This window comes from Paenibacillus sp. ALE2 (genome assembly GCF_054113385.1).
Map to the genome: position 1 here is coordinate 2,088,489 of NZ_CM134213.1, position 18,233 is coordinate 2,106,721.

Genomic DNA, 18,233 nt, shown 5'->3' on the forward strand with positions numbered 1-18,233 from the left:
TGGATACAGTGACAGTTGATAAGGTTACGAGTGTGCCTACCGTCCCGATTTTCGGTGTTCAGGTATCAAGGCTTAATATGAAAGATACATTAAATGTATTAATTCAGGCGGTGAAGTCTCGCCGCCCCCATCAAGTGATCACTGCCAATCCGATTATGGTAATGGCTGCATTGGAAGATCCAGTGTATATGAATGTGATGAAACAGGCAGAGTTGATTGTTCCGGATGGAACTGGTGTGGTCTGGGCTGCAAACTATGTTGGGCATCCTGTACCCGAGAGGGTGGCGGGTTTTGACTTGTTACATGAATTGCTCGCAGCTGGAGAAAACTATCATTGGAAAGTTTACTTACTTGGATCGACGCCTGAAGTGATTCAGGCGACCGCTCAGCGGGTACATGAGCTTTATCCCGGAATTACGGTTTGTGGCAAGCGCGATGGTTTTTTTGGTCCTAACGAGGACGAAGCAGTGATTGCGGCTATTCGTGAAGCGAACCCTGATTTGTTGTTTGTAGCACGTGGAGCGGACACACAGGAACCTTGGATTGGTAAATACAAGGAGAAACTTGGTGTGCCGGTGATGATGGGGGTCGGCGGTAGTTTTGATGTTATATCAGGCAAAACAAAACGCGCACCTAAACTGTTTCAAAAGCTACGAGCCGAGTGGTTATATAGACTTCTAAAAGAGCCCACTCGTTACAAAAGAATGCTTGCGTTGCCGAAATTCGCAGTGAAAGTGATGCGTGAAAAAGAAAACGTCACAAAAGTGTGATAAATAGCTTGAATCTGCCTTTAAAACCCGCTAATTTGCCAGAATATGAGGCTTGGTATTTATTTTTGATCAGAGTATAATTCAATGCGGTTACATCTGAAAAGGCATTGCTTTAAAATTGGGGGTCGAATGATCAAATGTTATTGATCTATATTATTGGTTTCATCATGGCACTGGGACTTGCGCTGTTACTGACACCGCTCGTCAAGAAATTCGCTGTGAAGGTTGGAGCCGTCGATGTGCCGAATGCCCGAAAAGTACATACCCGAATTATGCCGCGTCTTGGCGGTCTGGGGATTTTCTTGGCATTTCTGTTGTCCTTATTGGCGATGTTACCTTTTGTGCCTGACGGAATGCTGTCCTCGCGGGATATTAACTTTATTGCAGCCTTTCTGATTGGTGGTACGTTGATTACATTGATCGGTGCTCTCGATGATCGTCTTGATCTTAATGCAAAATTGAAATTTTTGGCTCAAATTGCCGTGGCGTGTATGGTCGTGTTTGCTTTTGATATTCGTGTGGATTTTGTAAATGTACCTTTTCAAGATGCATACTCTTCCTTAGAAAGCTGGATTTCCATTCCGCTTACGATTTTTTGGATCGTAGGTGTGACCAATGCCATCAATTTGATTGACGGTCTGGATGGACTGGCTGCAGGTGTCTCAGGAATTGCGATTGGAACGATCGCTGTGATGTCACTACTAATGGGCAATTACATGGTAGCCATGCTTTGCCTTGTGCTGTTGGGCAGTATTATCGGATTTTTGTTTTTCAACTTTCATCCTGCAAAAATATTTATGGGTGATACAGGGTCCTTATTTTTAGGTTTCTCTCTGGCTATGCTTTCAATGCTTGGGTTCAAGCAAATTGCTATCGTATCATTTATTACGCCATTGATTATTATCGGTGTGCCTTTGTCAGATACATTCTTTGCTATTATTCGTCGCAAGTTGCAGAAAAAACCGATATTCTCACCGGATAAAGGCCATTTGCATCACTGCTTACGCGAACTAGGCTTCAGCCACAGACAGACGGTGTTGATTATCTACGGTATTGCTGTATTTTTCGGTATATTAGCCGTGATTCAATCGTCGGCTGCGCTTAATGAAGCCAACTGGGTCACCTTTGTCGTGATATGTATCATGATGTTCTTCCTACAGATCGGGGCAGAAGTTATTGGGCTCGTTGGCAAAACCAAACGTCCTGTTCTTAACACACTAATTCGGTTGTTGGCTAAGCCAGATTCCCAGACGCGATCGAAATTATAATTTTAATTTAAATGTAAGCCTTCAAGCTTAGCGGTATACCGCGGGTTTGAAGGCTTTTTTGATGTTTGCTGTAAAAAAACTCCCTCCTTTTTTGAGAATTTACTAATTTTTTGTATGTTTGCTACCGATAAAAAAAGTAATGAATGATTACGTACCCCAAGGTGCGACAGAATCAAAGGAGGACAATGATTTGAAACGATTGCTATCCATGTTGCTGACGGTTGGTCTCATCATTGGCTTGGTGCCGGCGGCCCTGGTAGGTACGGCTCATGCTGCGACAGGAACTTATTTCATTTTTCCAAATGAAAAATATGATGCGGATTCGGCCAGAATGGTAAACACCGACCGTGTTACAGTTAACGGTACGATTAACGGAGTGAATGGAAGTACTATATCTTATAGTGTATTCCAACTCTCCAAAAATGGAACAAACCTTACAGTAGTTAATAAAAATGAGAGTCAAAAGGGCGGAATTACGGTCAATGGCTCTACAATTCAAATTTCAGATATTAAACTGTTCCCTGGTTTGAACCGAATTACATTCCAAAGCAGTCAAAATTCAGCCGAAATGAAGGATTCCATTTACATTGAGTATCAGGATGGACCCAAGCTATATGATCTGTCTGCTACGCTGAATGGCCAAACCCAGCAGTTGCTAGAGAATCAGACAGCAGTGCTGACAGATGCAAAAAATAGCGGCACAGATGACGTGAAAGTAGTCATTCAAGGTACAGCTCCTAATGCTGACAGTGTAACGCTCACTTCAACAAAAAGCAGTAATTCGTATAATGTCTCCTCTTATACCGGCTATAAACTAACAGGTAGTGTTGTACTCAGTCCGGGTAAAAATATAGTGACGATTAAAGTGAACAACGGAACTCAGGCTCTTACGGTTACGCGTGAGATTACGATTTATACGGGGAAACCTGAATTTTCTGATCTGACTTTGAATAAGGACGGCAATGTGTCTGCTGATCTGACGACTTCGCCTGACTTTACCGTATCGTCTACAAGCGGTGTGGTTTTGAAAGGTAATGTTCTGGTTCCTTCCGGAGCAACTGATCCAGTAGTGAGCAAAATTAATGCCAGATTTACGGATGTAAGCAATAACGGTAGCGCCATTGGGGATACCAATGGAATTGATGCTACGATTGATACAGCCAATGTTGTTACATCCAGTGGTTACAAAGTATATCCGTTCCAGGTAACTGTGCCTGATGGTATCGTAACTGACCACTTGATTCGTGCATCCCTGAGTGTAGGGTTTGCAGATGGAACAAGCTCCAATGCATCTGCGGTTCAATTTACATTGCGCAGCAGCACTCAGCCTTATATTGACGACGTGAACTTTCTCCCTGATTTTAATAATCAGCTGTTAAGTAGAATTAATGGTAGTGGGTCTGATCAAGCTGCTGCCATAGATGAAGCTATGAAATTAACGGGAAGTTCTATGAAGAACAAGACTACAGATGCTCCATCTGTGCCTGTAGGTATGGAGTTTATCATTGTTAATGGTACACCTAGTTCAATTAGCGAGCTTTCTGGTGTATCCGTTCATACCGTGGGTTCACCCCAAGATGTGATTCGGACAATCAATGGTAAGTCAACACAAGTGAAAAAAATTGTTGCTTACGTAGATACTTTACCTAAAGAAGGACAAAACGTACTGAATTTCTACCTGAATGGTGACTCAAGCAAATTGATTAAGGCAACTGTAAACTTATTGCAGGGTCCATTCATGAAATACGATACGATTTATGATGGTCAACAAATTCCGTTGAATACATCGAGTGCAAACTTAAACACCTATAAACTGAATCAATTGGGTTATTTTAAAGGTAAATTGCTGGATGTAAGTAATGCAGCGGATATTCACTATACTGGCAGTAACCGAAACGTATTCTTGTATGTGAACAACGTATTAGTTGACCTTGAAGGCTCAGGAGCGAACTTTAAGCTGGCTGCTTCCTCCGAAACAGCGGCTGCAAACGCACTGGCAAACGGAAATAATGAAATCAAGTTTGTGTTCAAGCCAGGTATCGAGTATAGCAATACGGTAAAAGTAAACTTTACACAAACGAATATTCCAGTAATTCCTGCTCCAAACACACAAGGAATTATTCCTTTTACACCCGTTAGCGGCCTGAGCAATACGCCGAAGTATAGCGAAATTGCACCGAAAGCAAAAGATGCAAATTTCACTAAAGTAGATGACACTAACTACAAAACATCGCTGAAAAATATCAATATCTTTGGTACTTTCAGTATTGCTGATTTGGGTAAAGCGGATCAAGTGAATGGTTCGTTAAGTGATATTGCCAATAAAGATCAATACATTTTAGAAATTAAGGGATCAGATGACAGTGAGGTTAACTGGACGCTGAATAACGAATTCTTCTCAGCAGAGGACGCCAAAACTGCATACAACTCTGGTGCCACTACGGATAAGTTTACAAGCAAAGATCTAAAAGATCTGCTCGTATACTACCATCCGGACAAAAAGTATTTCAGCTTTGTATTGAAAAACCAAACTATTTCGCAAGATGGAACGCCAGTAGCTTATAACATTACCTTGTACAATAGTGGCAAGAGCGGACCGTTTGCTACTTTCCGACTGCAAGTATCTGGTCAATCCACATCTTTTGATATCTTGCGTCCGCTTCCTGAAAAACGGATCGTGAATCAAAACTTTGTGCAAGTTGTTGTAAACGCAGGTAATGCAGATAGTGTTACAGTAGGTAAGGAAACAGCAGTTCAAGAAGGATTCGACTCTGATTATGATGGTACTGTGGATTACCCACAAACTTACAAAGCCATCGTAACAGGTCTAAAAGCCAACAAAGATAATAAAATTGATGTAGTGGTTACAGTTGGCAAGGAAAAATTAAAACAGACCATTACTGTTAAATATGTGCCTACTAATATTCCTGGCGAGCAGTACATGGAAGCGATGAAAACATCGCACAAAGTGTTTGATGGTAATCTTACACTTGCTTTCGCGAAAGGAACGAGCCTGATACGTCGGGATTACGATCAACCACAGCAATTCAAAAACCAGGTCTTCTCTGGTCATACTTTGTACTTTGCGATCGCGAATAGCGAAGATGGTGTGGTAGACCGTCATGAATTTGAAACTGAAAAAGCATTGTCCGACATGCAGAGTTTGATTGCTGATGGAAGTAGATACTTCAACAGAGATTTCCCAAGTCGCTTTACCAAGTCCAGTCCAGTATTCTGGATTGACCCAGGTACAGCAGATGATATCAAAACAGATGCTTACGATCCCGTAACGTATGGTGCCGATCCATATCAATTGGCAAACAAATCGCAAAATGACAGTAGCAAGATCAAAAACTTCTACTGGCGTGACCCATCTAACGAGCTAGTACCTTCCAAGCGTGCTACATTGACGCTAACGTATGATAGCAGTATTGCTCAGGATGCAGGGAAACAAATGACAGTGTTCTTTTTTGATCCTGATTTGAAGGATTGGCAGAACATTGGTGGTGTGGTGGATCCGAAGAAACATACCATTAAAGTACCGTTTGATCGTTTCGGCTACTATGTAGTTGCTAAGGTTGGAGAAACATATAGTGATGTCATTAAGCACAAGTACGCCAGAGATTACATCGAAGCGATCTTGGCTAAAGGTGTTATGAACCCAATGGATCCAATTAATAGCTTTGGACCTGACAGCTACATTAAGAGAGGCGAATTCACGTCGATGATTGTCAAAGGTTTGCAAATTCCACTTAATTTCAGTGGAGCGAAGCACTTCGACGACGTGTCTATTCCAAATACGATATCCGCAGATGCGCTCTACGATTATCGTTATATTGAAACAGCTGCGCGTGCCGGTATTGTCAAAGGTTCGCAACCAAGAATCTTTATGCCGGAAGATGTAATCACACGTCAAGATGCAGCAGTCATTATCGCCAAGGCATTGAATTTGAAGCTGGAAACAGATCATGACAAGATCATGAAAAATCTGTCCAAGACCTTTAAAGATGCGGACAAGATCGATTACTACGCACAAGCATCTGTATTGGCTATCGCCAAGAAAGGCTTTATCACAGGGTCTCCTGTAGATGCAAGTGATCCGAAAAAAGGTTATATGTTTAACCCTACATCCTTGACCTTGCGTGGAGATGCAGCGATTATTGTGGCTAAAGTTATGGCTGATAAAAAACTGCTTCCTAAAATCTAATCAATCAAAAACCTGTAATTATTAAACATCCCTCCATGCGAAATGGAAATTCCCTTTCATATACATGAGAGGGATGTTTTTTATAAATCAGCTATTTGACTGGAATTACGGGCCTGTGCCATAATATCAGTGAGATGAATACTTTGGATAAGCATTACGGCGTTTTTTTTATTTTTGATTTGCCTTAAACGACTGTAATTAATTGCTTTTTTTTAAGGATTTATCTCAAAATGTGTTTATTATTTTTATATATGTTTTTTTTGCGCATTTATCTGAAACTTTACGCCTATTTCATCGTAGTAGAGGATGTGTGTGCTTAAATATTACATAGAGAAGTGAGTGGGGAGTGATGAGATGTCTCAGTTTTCAATACGCCGTCCTGTAACAGTATTTATGTTAATTATTGCTTTGTTAATCGGGGGCGGTATTTTTGCGTTAAGGCTTCCTGTAGAGCAGATGCCGGATATGAAGCTGCCATATGCTGCAGTGGTGACCAGTATTCCAAATGCAACACCTACAGAAGTTGAGGAATTGGTTACTAAACCTATTGAGAAAAATCTGGCTTCTATCGAGAATGTGGATACGATCATGTCCGAGTCCTCAGAAGGAACATCTATGGTCATGATTCAATTTAACTGGGGAGTAGATATAAATCAGGCAACCCTCGATATGCGAGATAAAATCGATGGGGTTAGAGGCTCTCTTCCTAAGGCGGCAAATTCGCCACGCGTACTTAAATTGGATCTTAACGCAACACCAGTTATAACCCTCGCTTTTACAGGGGACCAGGATATTAACAAGCTAAAGCCGATTGCTGAAGATATTATTGAGCCGCGACTTGAAAGAATTGCAGGAGTAGCCGCAGCCAACATGTCAGGCGGCCAAGAACGACTCGTAAAGATCACTGTAGATCAGGCCAAGCTACAAAGCTATGGTATTACTCTGGACCAAATCAGCCAAGCGCTATCGGCTAATAACATTGCTGGGTCTGCTGGTTCTGTATATCGTGGTAATACACAAATTCAGCTTCGGGTACAAGGTGAATATCAGGCTGTTTCGGAAATGGGTGAAACGCCAATCCCTGTAGGTAAGGGAAGCGTGAAATTAAAGGATATTGCGACTGTTGAAGACTCCACCGAAGATGTTACTATTATTTCTACCTTTAATGGAAAGCCAAGTATTAATATTTCTGTTACTAAGGCTACAGGTGGAAATACTCTTTCAATCGCCAATTCAGTGAAGGAGAGTTTAGATTCAATACGGAAAGAGTTACCTGCGGGAACTCAATTGGAAATGGTAACAGATGCTTCTAAGCCTATTAGAGACTCCGTACACTCGCTAATAGAGCATGCTATATTGGGGCTTATTATCGCAGCCATTGTACTGCTATTATTTTTGAACAGTATACGTTCTACTATTATTGCTGCGATCGTTATTCCAATTTCCTTCGTAGCAACGTTTATGATGATGTATTTCACCGGACAAACCATTAATGTTATTTCATTGAGCGGTTTGCTTTTGGGGTTAGGATCCTTCGTCGACTTTGCCGTTGTTATTATTGAGAATATTTTTAGGCAGCGACATGAAGGCAAAAGTATGCTACAAGGAGCTATTGACGGCTCCAAGCAAGTGGGTAATGCGGTTATGGCATCTGCACTTGCACAGATTGTAGTATTTTTACCAGTTGTTTTTGTTGATGGAATTGCAGGGGTTCTATTTAAACCGTTGGCGTTAACTGTAATTTTCTCTCACATCGCTGCTTTGCTGGTATCCCTTCTAATTGTGCCGATGCTTAGCTCGCGTTGGTTACCTACCATACCAGATGAATCCATTTACTCTTCAGGTACTTATAAAGGTATTAACCCTATTGTGTGGTTTAATATCGGATTTGAGAAATTTAAGGGTGGCTATCGACGTGTACTGAAGTGGGGAATTAACCACAGAAAATCTGTGTTAATCATTACTTTATTAATGTTTGTGGCGGCAGGTGCTTTGGTTCCTTTGGTTAAGGCTGAATTTATCCCTGAGTCCGATACTGGTGAATTTTCGATTAATGTGAAACTTCCGAATGGAACAGTCTTGGAAGAAACGGAAAAGGTAGTTCAAGGTATAGAAAAAGAAATTTTGAAAGTTCCTGATCTGGATAAAATGACAGTCACGGTTGGTTCTGGTGGCAACTCAGGCTTTTCAGGTGCAGCCCCATCCAACTCGGCAGATATAAATGTAACGCTGAAGGATGGGCATCAGCCAACAGACGCTGTAGTTGAAGGCCTTCGTAAGAAATTTGATAGTATTCCAGATGCAGAGATTACACTAGCATCTGCAACAGGTCTTTCGAGTGGAAAGGCTGTTAACATTAATTTAAAAGGTGACGATATGGACGTCCTGCGTGAACTCTCGGACAATCTCGTTGCGGATGTGAAAAAAATACCGGGTACCGTTAATGTCAAAAGTAGCTTGAGTGCAGTTCGTGAAGAATATGAAATTACCGTTAATCGGGAGCTTGCTAGTCGATATGGCTTGTCAGCAACTCAAATCTTATCTGCAGTTAATACTTCATTTAATGGATCAGCCGCCACAAGCTATCGTACGGGTGATGATCAGATTGATGTGAAGATATCATTGCCAGAGCAAAGCCGCCATGATCTGTCATCTCTACAAGCCTTGCGTATTACCACCTCGCAGGGGATTGATGTTCCTTTATCATCAGTAACAAGTATTGATAAACGGAGTGTACCCGATACTGTTACTCGTGAAAACCAAACCCGTCAAGTACAGATTACAGCTGATATCGACGGAACAGGGGATATTCTTACCATTAATCAAAAAATAGATGCTCTTTTGAAAAGTACTCACTTCCCAGAAGGCTATAGTGCAGATACGGGTGGCGGACAAAATGAACAAATGATGGAATCTTTTATGAACTTAGCGATAGCTATTTTGCTGTCAGTCGTGCTGATTTATATGGTTATGGCTGGACAGTTTGAATCGTTGCTTACACCATTTGTTATTATGTTCTCAGTTCCACCTACGGTAATTGGTGTGCTTATCGGTTTAGCTGTAACGGGAGCAAGCCTCAGCGTATCAGCATTTACCGGTTATATCATGCTCGTCGGTTTGGTCGTCAACAATGCGATTGTTATGATTGACTTTATAATTCAGCTTCGAAAAGAAGGCGAAGATCGAGATGAAGCCATTATTCATGGAGCGTCTGAACGGTTACGTCCAATTTTGATGACGACGCTGGCAACTGTACTAGCATTGCTTCCAATGGCATTTGCTACAGGCAGTGGTAACGAAACACAAGCACCGATGGCAGTAGTTGTTGTATTCGGGTTGTCCTTCGCTGCTATTATTACATTGATTCTTATTCCGGTAGTCTACGTAATCCTAGATAATATGATACAAAAACGTAAAAATCGGAAATTGAAAAGACAGGCAAAGAGACAACTGAAAAAAGAAGCGAAACTACAAAAAAGTGTTCATATATAAGGTGAGGTGGAGAAACATAATGAATAAAAAAAGTGCTCTGATTGCTACAACTTTGCTTTTATCAGTTGCATTAGCGGGTTGCGGTGGGGGTGAGGCCCCTGCCGCTCCAACTGCCGCGCAGCAAGCTATTCCGGTTCAAGTAGCCAAAGTGGCCAAAGGTAGTATTAACGACTCAACAGGTATTATTGGAAGCTTTGCTCCCAAGGAGACGGCTCAAGTATCTCCAAAAATTAGTGGTAAGATTCAAGGTATTAACCTTACAGTGGGGCAAAAGGTAAGCAAAGGCGACACATTGTTTACTATAGATCAAAAGGATATACGGGACTCGATTAAGCAATCCCAGGAATCATATCAGGTTGCCTTGGCCAATTTAAAACAGGCTGAGTCAGGCGCAGAGCAATCTGTGCAACAGTCAGAGTCCAGTGTGGATCAAGCTAAAAGTGCGCTTGTACAGCAAGACAATTCCATTACTCAAGCTCAGACCAGCCTGGTTGATGCTCAAAATTCCGTACGTGATGCACAAAATACGCTTAATCGCAACCAACAGTTGTTTAGTGCGGGCGCTCTATCTCAATCCGAGTTAGAGCAGTCCCAAATAACGTATCGAAAGGCTCAAACTGCAGTGGAGAATGCACAGATCGCGCTGCACAATGCTCAAACATCCAAGGAAAGTGCGCAAACAACATATAATAATGCTCAGAAGTCATTACGTCTTGCTCAACAGAAAACGGGCATAGACGTAGCGCGTGCTTCTGTTAATCAAGCCAAAGCGAATTTAGACACAGCGCGTAGTCAACTGGTGGATGCTGTAGTCAAAGCTCCGATTTCCGGCACTATATCGGTAGTAACAGGAGTCCAAGGGCAAATGGTTAGTGCACAATCTGCAGTTGTTACAATTGCGAATACCAATCCTATCATTGCTAAGGTCAACGTTTCTGAATCAGAGCTTCTGAAGATGCAGGTGGGTTCATCTGTAACTGTAGGTGTGGACTCGTTAGACAAGCGCATTGAAGCCAGAGTGTCGGCCGTCAATCCGGTAATGGATAATGACCTCAAGGCATATCCTGTCGAGATTTCGGTTCCTAATGGTTCTGGCGAATTAAAATCAGGGATGGTTGTAACTGTATATATGAAGACAGAGGCTCCTAAAAACATTTTAGTATCGCAGGACGCCATTACGGAGCAGGCAGGAAAGAAGTATGCATATGTAGTGGAGGGTACTATTGCTAAACGGGTAGAAGTGCAGACAGGCCAGGAAAGTGCCAAACAGGTTGAGATAACCAAGGGGCTTACTGAGGGACAAAATGTTGTCGTTAAGGGCGTAAGTCTGCTTTCTGATGGCGCGAAGATTAATGTAGTAAAATAATTTGTTTCATTATATTTACATTATATTCCTGTTCTCCGTCATTTCTACTATTTAAAGTGTATTAGAGTATTAGATTTCTTAGGAATCTATAGTCTTTATGTACTTTATGTATTCTATGGATTATTCGTTACGAATATACTCCATTAGAGGCCTGATTAATGTACAGAAAATAACCTTGTACATTTAAGGTTGAGAAGGTAAAAGTTGTAGGATGACGGAGGAACAGGTTCAATAGTATAATTATGACTGTGGAAAGCGAAATACATAATCAAAAAAAATATTTTTTTTTTGAAACAGACGCAACTTTTTGGACCCATGCTACGTCTAATTGGGTGAGTATGAAACAAAGGGGTACAAAAGCGTAAAGACAAAATTCGCTAAAAAAAATCTTTACTGCATTGTTATCACATTGTATAATACTGGAGTACGTCATAAATGGACGCTTTCTTTCAACTAGATTCCAAGCTTCTGTGATATTGTCACAGATATCATTTTATAAGGGTTCTCATAAAGCTCGGAAAGGAGGTGTAACGACTGATGAGTGACAAGATCCGACAAAAAGACAAAAATAATATTTCTGTTTATATTCAAGGAGGAGAAAAAAAGGTTATGACAAAGTTTAACAAAAAAATGATCAACGTGCTGGCAACAGCAACATTGGTTGCTGGTGTTGCAGCTCCAATCGCAGCATTGACTGCACCAACTGCAATCCATGCAGCTTCTAGCTATTCTGCTGTTAATACTCCAAGTATTGGTTCAAGTCAAACTTCTAACACTACTCTGGGTAGAGTAAAAGTTAACGTAAGCCAAGCTTCTGTTGGTAAAGGTGAATCTTTCACTGTTACTTTGCCTAAAGGCTTTGAATTCGCTACTGCCCCTGGTATTGTACCTACTGCTATTGATTCTACTTATGGTTTGGGTGTTTACATTGATCCAGGCGATAACAATGATAATGAAGCAGCTCGTAAAGAAACTGGATACGTTCCAGGTGAAGGTTTGACTGTAGAGAAGCTCACTAATAACTCTGCAAGAGTGACTTTCAACTTTACTAACTCCAAAGATAGCGTTGATCTTTACATGAACTTTGGTAAAATCAATGTTAACGGACCTAGCAATGGACCTGTAAAAGCTACTTTTGATGCAGCTTCTGCAAGTGGTTTCACTAGCGGTGAAGCAACAATCGCAAACGTAGTTTCTTCCGGTCAAGTATCCTTGTCCGCAGCTGATACTGTTTCCAGCGAAGAAAACTTTACTGCAACTTTGAAAGTTAAAGAAGAAACTGCTGGTTCTTTGGGTACAAACAACATTAAATTGAAATTGCCTAGCGGTTTCAAATGGGATTCTGCTCCTAAAAACCCAGCGACTATTTTGTTTACTTCTAAAACAGACAAAGCAATTGCGCCAGGGGATGTAAATTATTCTACTGATGGCGACACTCTTACTTTGTCTTTGAAAAAAGTAAGTGATGCTCAAACATCTTTCCAATTGCCTGTAGGATTCTATGTTGATGATGAAAACAGTGCTAAAGAAGGCGATGTAACTGTTAGCATCTCTGGTAATGCAACAACTGACGTTAGCTCCCTCGTAGTCGGTAGCTATGGTCAAATCGGTGGTGGCGTTTCCGTAGCTACTCCAACAACGATCCTTGCTGGTCATGACGAGCAAAAAATTGGTGATGTTGTAATTAAAGAAACTGTTGCTGGTTCTTTCGTAAAAGGACGTACTGTAACTTTGCGTCTGCCTGAAGGTGCTCGTTGGCAGTCAACTTTTGAAAGCAATAACCCAGGAAGCAACTTCTCCGGTTCTATGGAGAACACTAACGGTTTGGGTGGAGCAGAAGTTTCCTACACTGACTCTGACAAACGTACTTTGAAATTGACTTTCAACAATGCTAACAGCACAACTGATGCTGGTACTTTGAAACTGAAAAACGTTGAAGTTGCTACGCAACCAGGTTTCTCTGGCGATCTGAACGTTGATGTTGCTGGTAGCCAAGGTCTGAGCGGTACTGTTAAGGTTGCAACTGTGAAACAAGCAGTTACTCTGGCTGCTGCTTCCAAACCAACCCTGACAATCGGTCTGGGCGATCAACAAGTTGGCGATATCACAATCACTGAAGCTGCTAAAGAAGCTTTCGTTAAGAAAGACGGTAGCCGTGAAGTAATCTTGGAATTGCCAACAGGCGTACGTTTTGCTTCTACTCCAGAAGTAAAAGTTACAGCTGGTGACGTTAAAGTGAAGAGCGTATCTACTGATACTTACGGCGAAAGCAACAAAGGCCGTCTGAGCTTCTACATCGACAGCGAATCTGCTACTCCAAGTACAATCACAATCTCCGCTCCTAAGCTGACTGTTGACCGTACTGTAGCACAAGGCGACATCGTTGCTAAGCTGAAAGGTAGCGCAGTTTCTTACACTGCATACAAAGGCGCAACTGACAACACTCAAAACTGGAAAGACAACAACACTGCAGCTGCTGAAGTAGCAATCGCAACTGTTGGAACTCCAGCTCCAGGTGCTACTAAAACTAAAGCTGTCTTCACATTGGGAAGCACTTCCTACACTGTGAACGGCGAAACTAAAACAGCTGATGTAGCTGCTTATGCTGAAAACGGACGCACTTACTTGCCAGTACGTTATGCAGCTGAAGCTTTGGGTGTATCCCCACAAAACATCCTGTTTGACAAAGCAACTTCCACAGTTACCCTGATTAAAGGTGACCGCGTTGCTCAAATCAAACTGAACACTAACCTGTTGACTGTTAACGGTTCTGTGATTCGTATGGACGTTAAAGCTGTAACTAACAAAAACCGTACTGTACTGCCTATCTTCTGGGTGAGCAGAGCTTTGGATGCATCCATCAACTATGATGCAACTGCTAAAACAGTAACTGTTGAAAACAACAACTAATTTAAGAGCAACTCTTTTGAGTTAACTGAATTAGATGAGAAAAGGGTTCCTTTTGGAGCCCTTTTCTTTTATTAGTCTTATTGACAAAGGAGAGAAATTATGAAACGTTTTGGAGTGGCATTACTATCCACATTGGTTCTTACTTCTGCGTTTGCTAATCTTGCAGGAGCTCAGTCAGGTGATATAAAGGTTATTATTAACGGTGTAACTCAGCAATATACACAGTCTCCGATAGTCAGTCAAAATACAACCTTGGTGCCTCTTCGTGGCGTTTTTGAAAGCTTGGGAGCGCAAGTAGAGTGGGACAGCAAAGCCAAAAAAGTAATAGCATCTAAAAATGATGATAGATTAACTTTGAATATTGGTTCTAAACTTGCTTATAAAAACAGTAATCCTGTACAGCTCGATGCAGCAACTCAAATTCAAAAGGGTCAGGTGCTCGTTCCTTTACGTTTTGTGAGCCAATCATTAGGCGCCAAAGTAAATTGGGATCAAGCTACACGAACAGTGACCATTTCGAATCAAGCTAATGGTAGCGCCACTGACACTAATAGCTTGTCCAGTAAGCCACTTACAGCTCCTGTGACCAAAGTTACTTATGATACTTACTATAATGACTCCTTAGCCTATGATGATGCAGTAAAACTGGCTATAGCTGATAGTACTTCAGTTAAAACAGGAGAAGTGAGTATCGATCAAGCAGGGAAAATCATGAAAGAAACTGGCAAAAATATTGATTTTGTTCCTGCTGAAGCGGGAGATGAGGCTCAAGATAAAGCTTTTAAAGGCTATGCCCAAACGAACCTTAATTATGAGGCTGCCAAAAAGAATCTGGAAATGACCAAAGAAAGTATTGAATATAATGTGAAGGATCTTTATAACAAGCTCCTTCAAAAGCAAAATGCCGTCAAACTGGCAGCATTAAATATTGAAGATGCTGAGCGCAAGCTTAAAGTTGCACAAATCAAGAGAGATAATCAAATGTCGAGTGATTATGAGGTTACCCAAGCGACTAATCAGTTGACTCAAAATCAAGCAGCTTTGGATAAAGCTAAAAAAGATTTGGATAGTGCATATATATCTTTGAATCAATTGATTGGCTACAAACCAGAGCAACGTTATGAATTGAAGGATAAGCCTGTCTATTCTGAATTTAAAGATAATGTAGAGACAAAAGTAAGCCAAGTACTCACTAGCAGTACTGCCATTTGGTTGAGTGAGCAAAAAGTGGATTTGGCTGAATTGAGCTTAAAGCTTTATAACTTTAGTACTCCTGGAAATACCCCATATGAAGCTGAACAACTTAATGTTGAAAAAGCTCAGTATGCTACAGAAGGTACAAAGAGACAGTTGGAAGAAGCTGTGAGAACAATTTATAACAATATCAAGGCATTGGAAAGCCAATACTCACAGATCCAAGCTGGTTTGGTGAGTGCAAGAAGTGCGGCTGATATGGCTAAAAAGCAATTTGATGTTGGACTGGCTACTGAGCTTCAGGTTTACGAGGCTAATTTGAAAGTGACTACTGCTGAACAACAAGCGGAAGATATTGTTTCAAGTATTGATACTTTGAAGCTGGCTTTCAATAAGCCATGGGCTATGCAAGGTTCCGCTGGAGCAAGTGCGCAATAATTTAAGCTTACCTATACTTGTTATAACTGCAGTAGGAGGTTTTCATGAAATCACGCTATAAAGTATCGTTGGCTGCTGTTTTACTTGGAGGAGGAATTGTGGCTGGCTCTTTGATGAACAGTTCAGTTAATGGAGCCTCCAGTTCTGGACAACCTGGAACAGCTGATGATCCAGTCGTAACCAAAAGCTATGTTGACCAAAAAATTGCTCAGGCCATCAAAGGTGGGGGAACTGCAAGCAGCACTAGTAGTAAAACAACTAACTCGACTGCTCCAGCAACAAACACCACTGCTTCTAATACAACGTCTTCAGGAACCTCTAATGCTGCTAAAAGTTCAACGGTGGAGCAGACAGAGGCTTTGAAGGTTGTTGATGTAAAGCCTGGTCAGAAACTGATTGCCAAAGCTGGGGCAGAATTTATTTTACGTAATGGAAATGCTGTTGTGTACAGCATGGATGCCAGTGGTGCTATTGATATTACTTCTGGAACTGAAATTGTTCATAACCAGGCTGTCGAAAAAAATCATTTATTATCGTTTCCTAGAGAAGGAAGAGGTATTCAAGTAAAAGAAGGGCAGAAGTTTGGCCTAGTCGTTATGGTACGAGGCGGTTATACTGTTCAATAACTGGTGTCTATCTCTGTTTAAGGTACTCTTTTTCTTAAATACTGCTTGGGATAGCAAATTGTTCTTGGCTAAGTTGACTTTAAACACTGCACACTAACTTCATGAAAAATAATTCATTGAGTGGAGGGTGCATACGATGGCGTCAAGAAGTCAAAGACGATTAATTCCCGAAAGCCGTGCGAGGTTAGATGATTTGAAGTATGAAATTGCTGCCGAGTTTGGGTTACCTGTTTATAATCCTCAATATGCACATATACATCCGAATGCTGACAGTGAATTTGCTGCAGAATTAGGGGATTTTACAAGGAATCAAAATGTAGAGTGGCGCGATTTAACTTCAAGACAAAATGGTTCCGTTGGTGGAGAAATTACTAAACGATTGATACAATCCGCTGAACGTAGCCTGTCTGAATTTGGTACATTATAAATTGTAATTATTGATATAGATTTTAAACAAATAGTAGGTATAAACTGGAGCTATTTACATGTGGATCATAATGGTTCGCATGTAAACTCACTTCATTTTCAAATTTTGTTATTTGGATGACATGAATTGACACCTTGTTTTAAATAGGATATCATGGCATTTGAGGCTTGTACGCAACCTTTTCCTACCGGAAAAGGTTCATTTTTTGTTAATCAGGTGTAAAAGATATCTTCCGTCATTTGTTGAGTTGAAGGTAACTGAATAATGCCATGCCATGTTAGGATTTATTAAAAATCCTCATGTATTTTAATTGTGGGAGGTTGAAATTCATGTCTGTAAAAGGTCGTCATTTGTTCACGTCCGAGTCTGTAACAGAAGGCCATCCGGATAAAATTTGTGATCAGATATCCGATGCTGTATTGGACGCCTTTTTGGCTAATGACCCTAATGCACGGGTAGCATGTGAAGTATCGGTAGCTACCGGTCTCGTTCTCGTCATTGGTGAAATCAGCTCCAAATCGGAATACGTGGATATTCCATCCATTGTTCGTAATACGATTAAGGAAATTGGTTATACACGTGCAAAATACGGTTTTGACTATAATACTTGCGCTGTATTGACTTCTTTGAATGAACAGTCGCCAGACATTGCTCAAGGGGTTAACGCTGCCCTGGAAAGCCGTGATCCTGCTGAAGTAGATAAGGAAACAGAAAACATTGGGGCTGGTGACCAAGGATTAATGTTCGGTTTTGCTACGAACGAAACACCTGAGCTAATGCCTCTTCCTATCGCTATGTCTCACCGTATTGCACGACGCTTGTCTGAAGTGCGTAAGGATGGAACGCTGAATTACCTTCGTCCAGATGGTAAAACTCAAGTAACGGTAGAATATGAAAATGGAAAACCTGTTCGTATTGATGCTATTGTGGTTTCTACGCAGCATGCAGAAGATACCACTTTGGAACAGATTCAAGCAGACATCAAGGAAAAGGTTATTTTGCCAGTTGTTCCTGCCGAATTGCTGGATGAGCACACCAAGTACTACATTAATCCAACAGGGCGTTTCGTTATCGGTGGTCCTCAAGGGGATGCAGGTCTGACAGGCCGTAAAATTATTGTGGATACGTACGGTGGTTATGCACGTCATGGCGGGGGAGCATTCTCGGGTAAAGATCCAACCAAAGTGGACCGTTCTGCTGCTTATGCTGCTCGTTATGTAGCGAAAAACCTCGTGGCAGCTGGATTGGCTGACAAGGTGGAAATTCAGCTTGCTTATGCCATCGGTGTAGCTACGCCTGTTTCGATTAACGTCGATACATACGGCACAGGGAAAGTTAGTGATGAAAAACTCGTTGAACTGATCCGAAATAACTTCGATCTTCGCCCAGCAGGCATCATTCGCATGTTGGATCTGCGTCGTCCAATTTACAAGCAAACAGCTGCTTACGGCCACTTTGGACGTACAGATCTGGATGTACCGTGGGAGAGTGTAGATAAAGCGGAAATTCTGAGAGAGCAAGCGGGGTTATAATTC

At 41.4% G+C, this 18,233-nt stretch carries 10 protein-coding genes; all 10 read left to right on the forward strand.

Annotated elements, in window-relative coordinates; all coding sequences use genetic code 11:
- Positions 1-8: 8 nt before the first annotated feature.
- Positions 9-770 (forward strand): WecB/TagA/CpsF family glycosyltransferase, encoded by a 762-nt coding sequence (locus ACXHJ1_RS09145; RefSeq protein WP_025366004.1) that lies wholly within the window; start codon positions 9-11, stop codon positions 768-770.
- A gap of 137 nt (positions 771-907) precedes the next feature.
- On the forward strand, positions 908-2,038 hold the full coding sequence (locus ACXHJ1_RS09150) for a glycosyltransferase family 4 protein (RefSeq protein WP_019688811.1): 1,131 nt from the start codon (positions 908-910) through the stop codon (positions 2,036-2,038).
- Between the two features lie 190 nt (positions 2,039-2,228).
- Positions 2,229-6,245 (forward strand): S-layer homology domain-containing protein, encoded by a 4,017-nt coding sequence (locus tag ACXHJ1_RS09155; protein ID WP_457905983.1) that lies wholly within the window; start codon positions 2,229-2,231, stop codon positions 6,243-6,245.
- Positions 6,246-6,599: 354 nt separating this feature from the next.
- Positions 6,600-9,737: an efflux RND transporter permease subunit gene (locus ACXHJ1_RS09160; RefSeq protein ID WP_016822902.1), complete on the forward strand. Its 3,138-nt coding sequence runs from the start codon at positions 6,600-6,602 to the stop codon at positions 9,735-9,737.
- Positions 9,738-9,756: 19 nt separating this feature from the next.
- The gene (locus ACXHJ1_RS09165; RefSeq protein WP_457905984.1) at positions 9,757-11,103 is read left to right on the forward strand and encodes an efflux RND transporter periplasmic adaptor subunit; all 1,347 of its coding nucleotides are present in this window, start codon (positions 9,757-9,759) and stop codon (positions 11,101-11,103) included.
- A 537-nt stretch (positions 11,104-11,640) separates the two neighbouring features.
- Positions 11,641-14,013 carry a copper amine oxidase N-terminal domain-containing protein gene (locus ACXHJ1_RS09170; protein WP_107733825.1) on the forward strand — a complete coding sequence of 791 codons (2,373 nt, stop codon included), beginning with the start codon at positions 11,641-11,643 and terminating at the stop codon, positions 14,011-14,013.
- A 99-nt stretch (positions 14,014-14,112) separates the two neighbouring features.
- Positions 14,113-15,645, forward strand: a complete 1,533-nt coding sequence (locus ACXHJ1_RS09175; protein WP_457905985.1) for a stalk domain-containing protein — start codon at positions 14,113-14,115, stop codon at positions 15,643-15,645.
- 44 nt (positions 15,646-15,689) lie between these two features.
- A complete protein-coding gene (locus ACXHJ1_RS09180) occupies positions 15,690-16,271 on the forward strand; it encodes a hypothetical protein (protein WP_016822906.1) in 582 nt (193 codons plus the stop codon).
- A 136-nt stretch (positions 16,272-16,407) separates the two neighbouring features.
- On the forward strand, positions 16,408-16,698 hold the full coding sequence (locus ACXHJ1_RS09185; protein ID WP_016822907.1) for an alpha/beta-type small acid-soluble spore protein: 291 nt from the start codon (positions 16,408-16,410) through the stop codon (positions 16,696-16,698).
- A 329-nt stretch (positions 16,699-17,027) separates the two neighbouring features.
- Entirely contained in the window at positions 17,028-18,230 is a 1,203-nt protein-coding gene (gene metK, locus ACXHJ1_RS09190; RefSeq protein ID WP_107733827.1) for a methionine adenosyltransferase, read from the forward strand.
- Positions 18,231-18,233: the final 3 nt, after the last annotated feature.

Coding starts and splice junctions, on each gene's coding strand:
- ACXHJ1_RS09150 (WP_019688811.1), top strand. CDS start 908: ATGTTATTGATCTATATTATTGGTTTCATCATGGCACTGGGACTTGCG.
- ACXHJ1_RS09160 (WP_016822902.1), top strand. CDS start 6,600: ATGTCTCAGTTTTCAATACGCCGTCCTGTAACAGTATTTATGTTAATT.
- ACXHJ1_RS09165 (WP_457905984.1), top strand. CDS start 9,757: ATGAATAAAAAAAGTGCTCTGATTGCTACAACTTTGCTTTTATCAGTT.
- ACXHJ1_RS09170 (WP_107733825.1), top strand. CDS start 11,641: ATGAGTGACAAGATCCGACAAAAAGACAAAAATAATATTTCTGTTTAT.
- ACXHJ1_RS09175 (WP_457905985.1), top strand. CDS start 14,113: ATGAAACGTTTTGGAGTGGCATTACTATCCACATTGGTTCTTACTTCT.
- ACXHJ1_RS09180 (WP_016822906.1), top strand. CDS start 15,690: ATGAAATCACGCTATAAAGTATCGTTGGCTGCTGTTTTACTTGGAGGA.
- ACXHJ1_RS09185 (WP_016822907.1), top strand. CDS start 16,408: ATGGCGTCAAGAAGTCAAAGACGATTAATTCCCGAAAGCCGTGCGAGG.
- metK (WP_107733827.1), top strand. CDS start 17,028: ATGTCTGTAAAAGGTCGTCATTTGTTCACGTCCGAGTCTGTAACAGAA.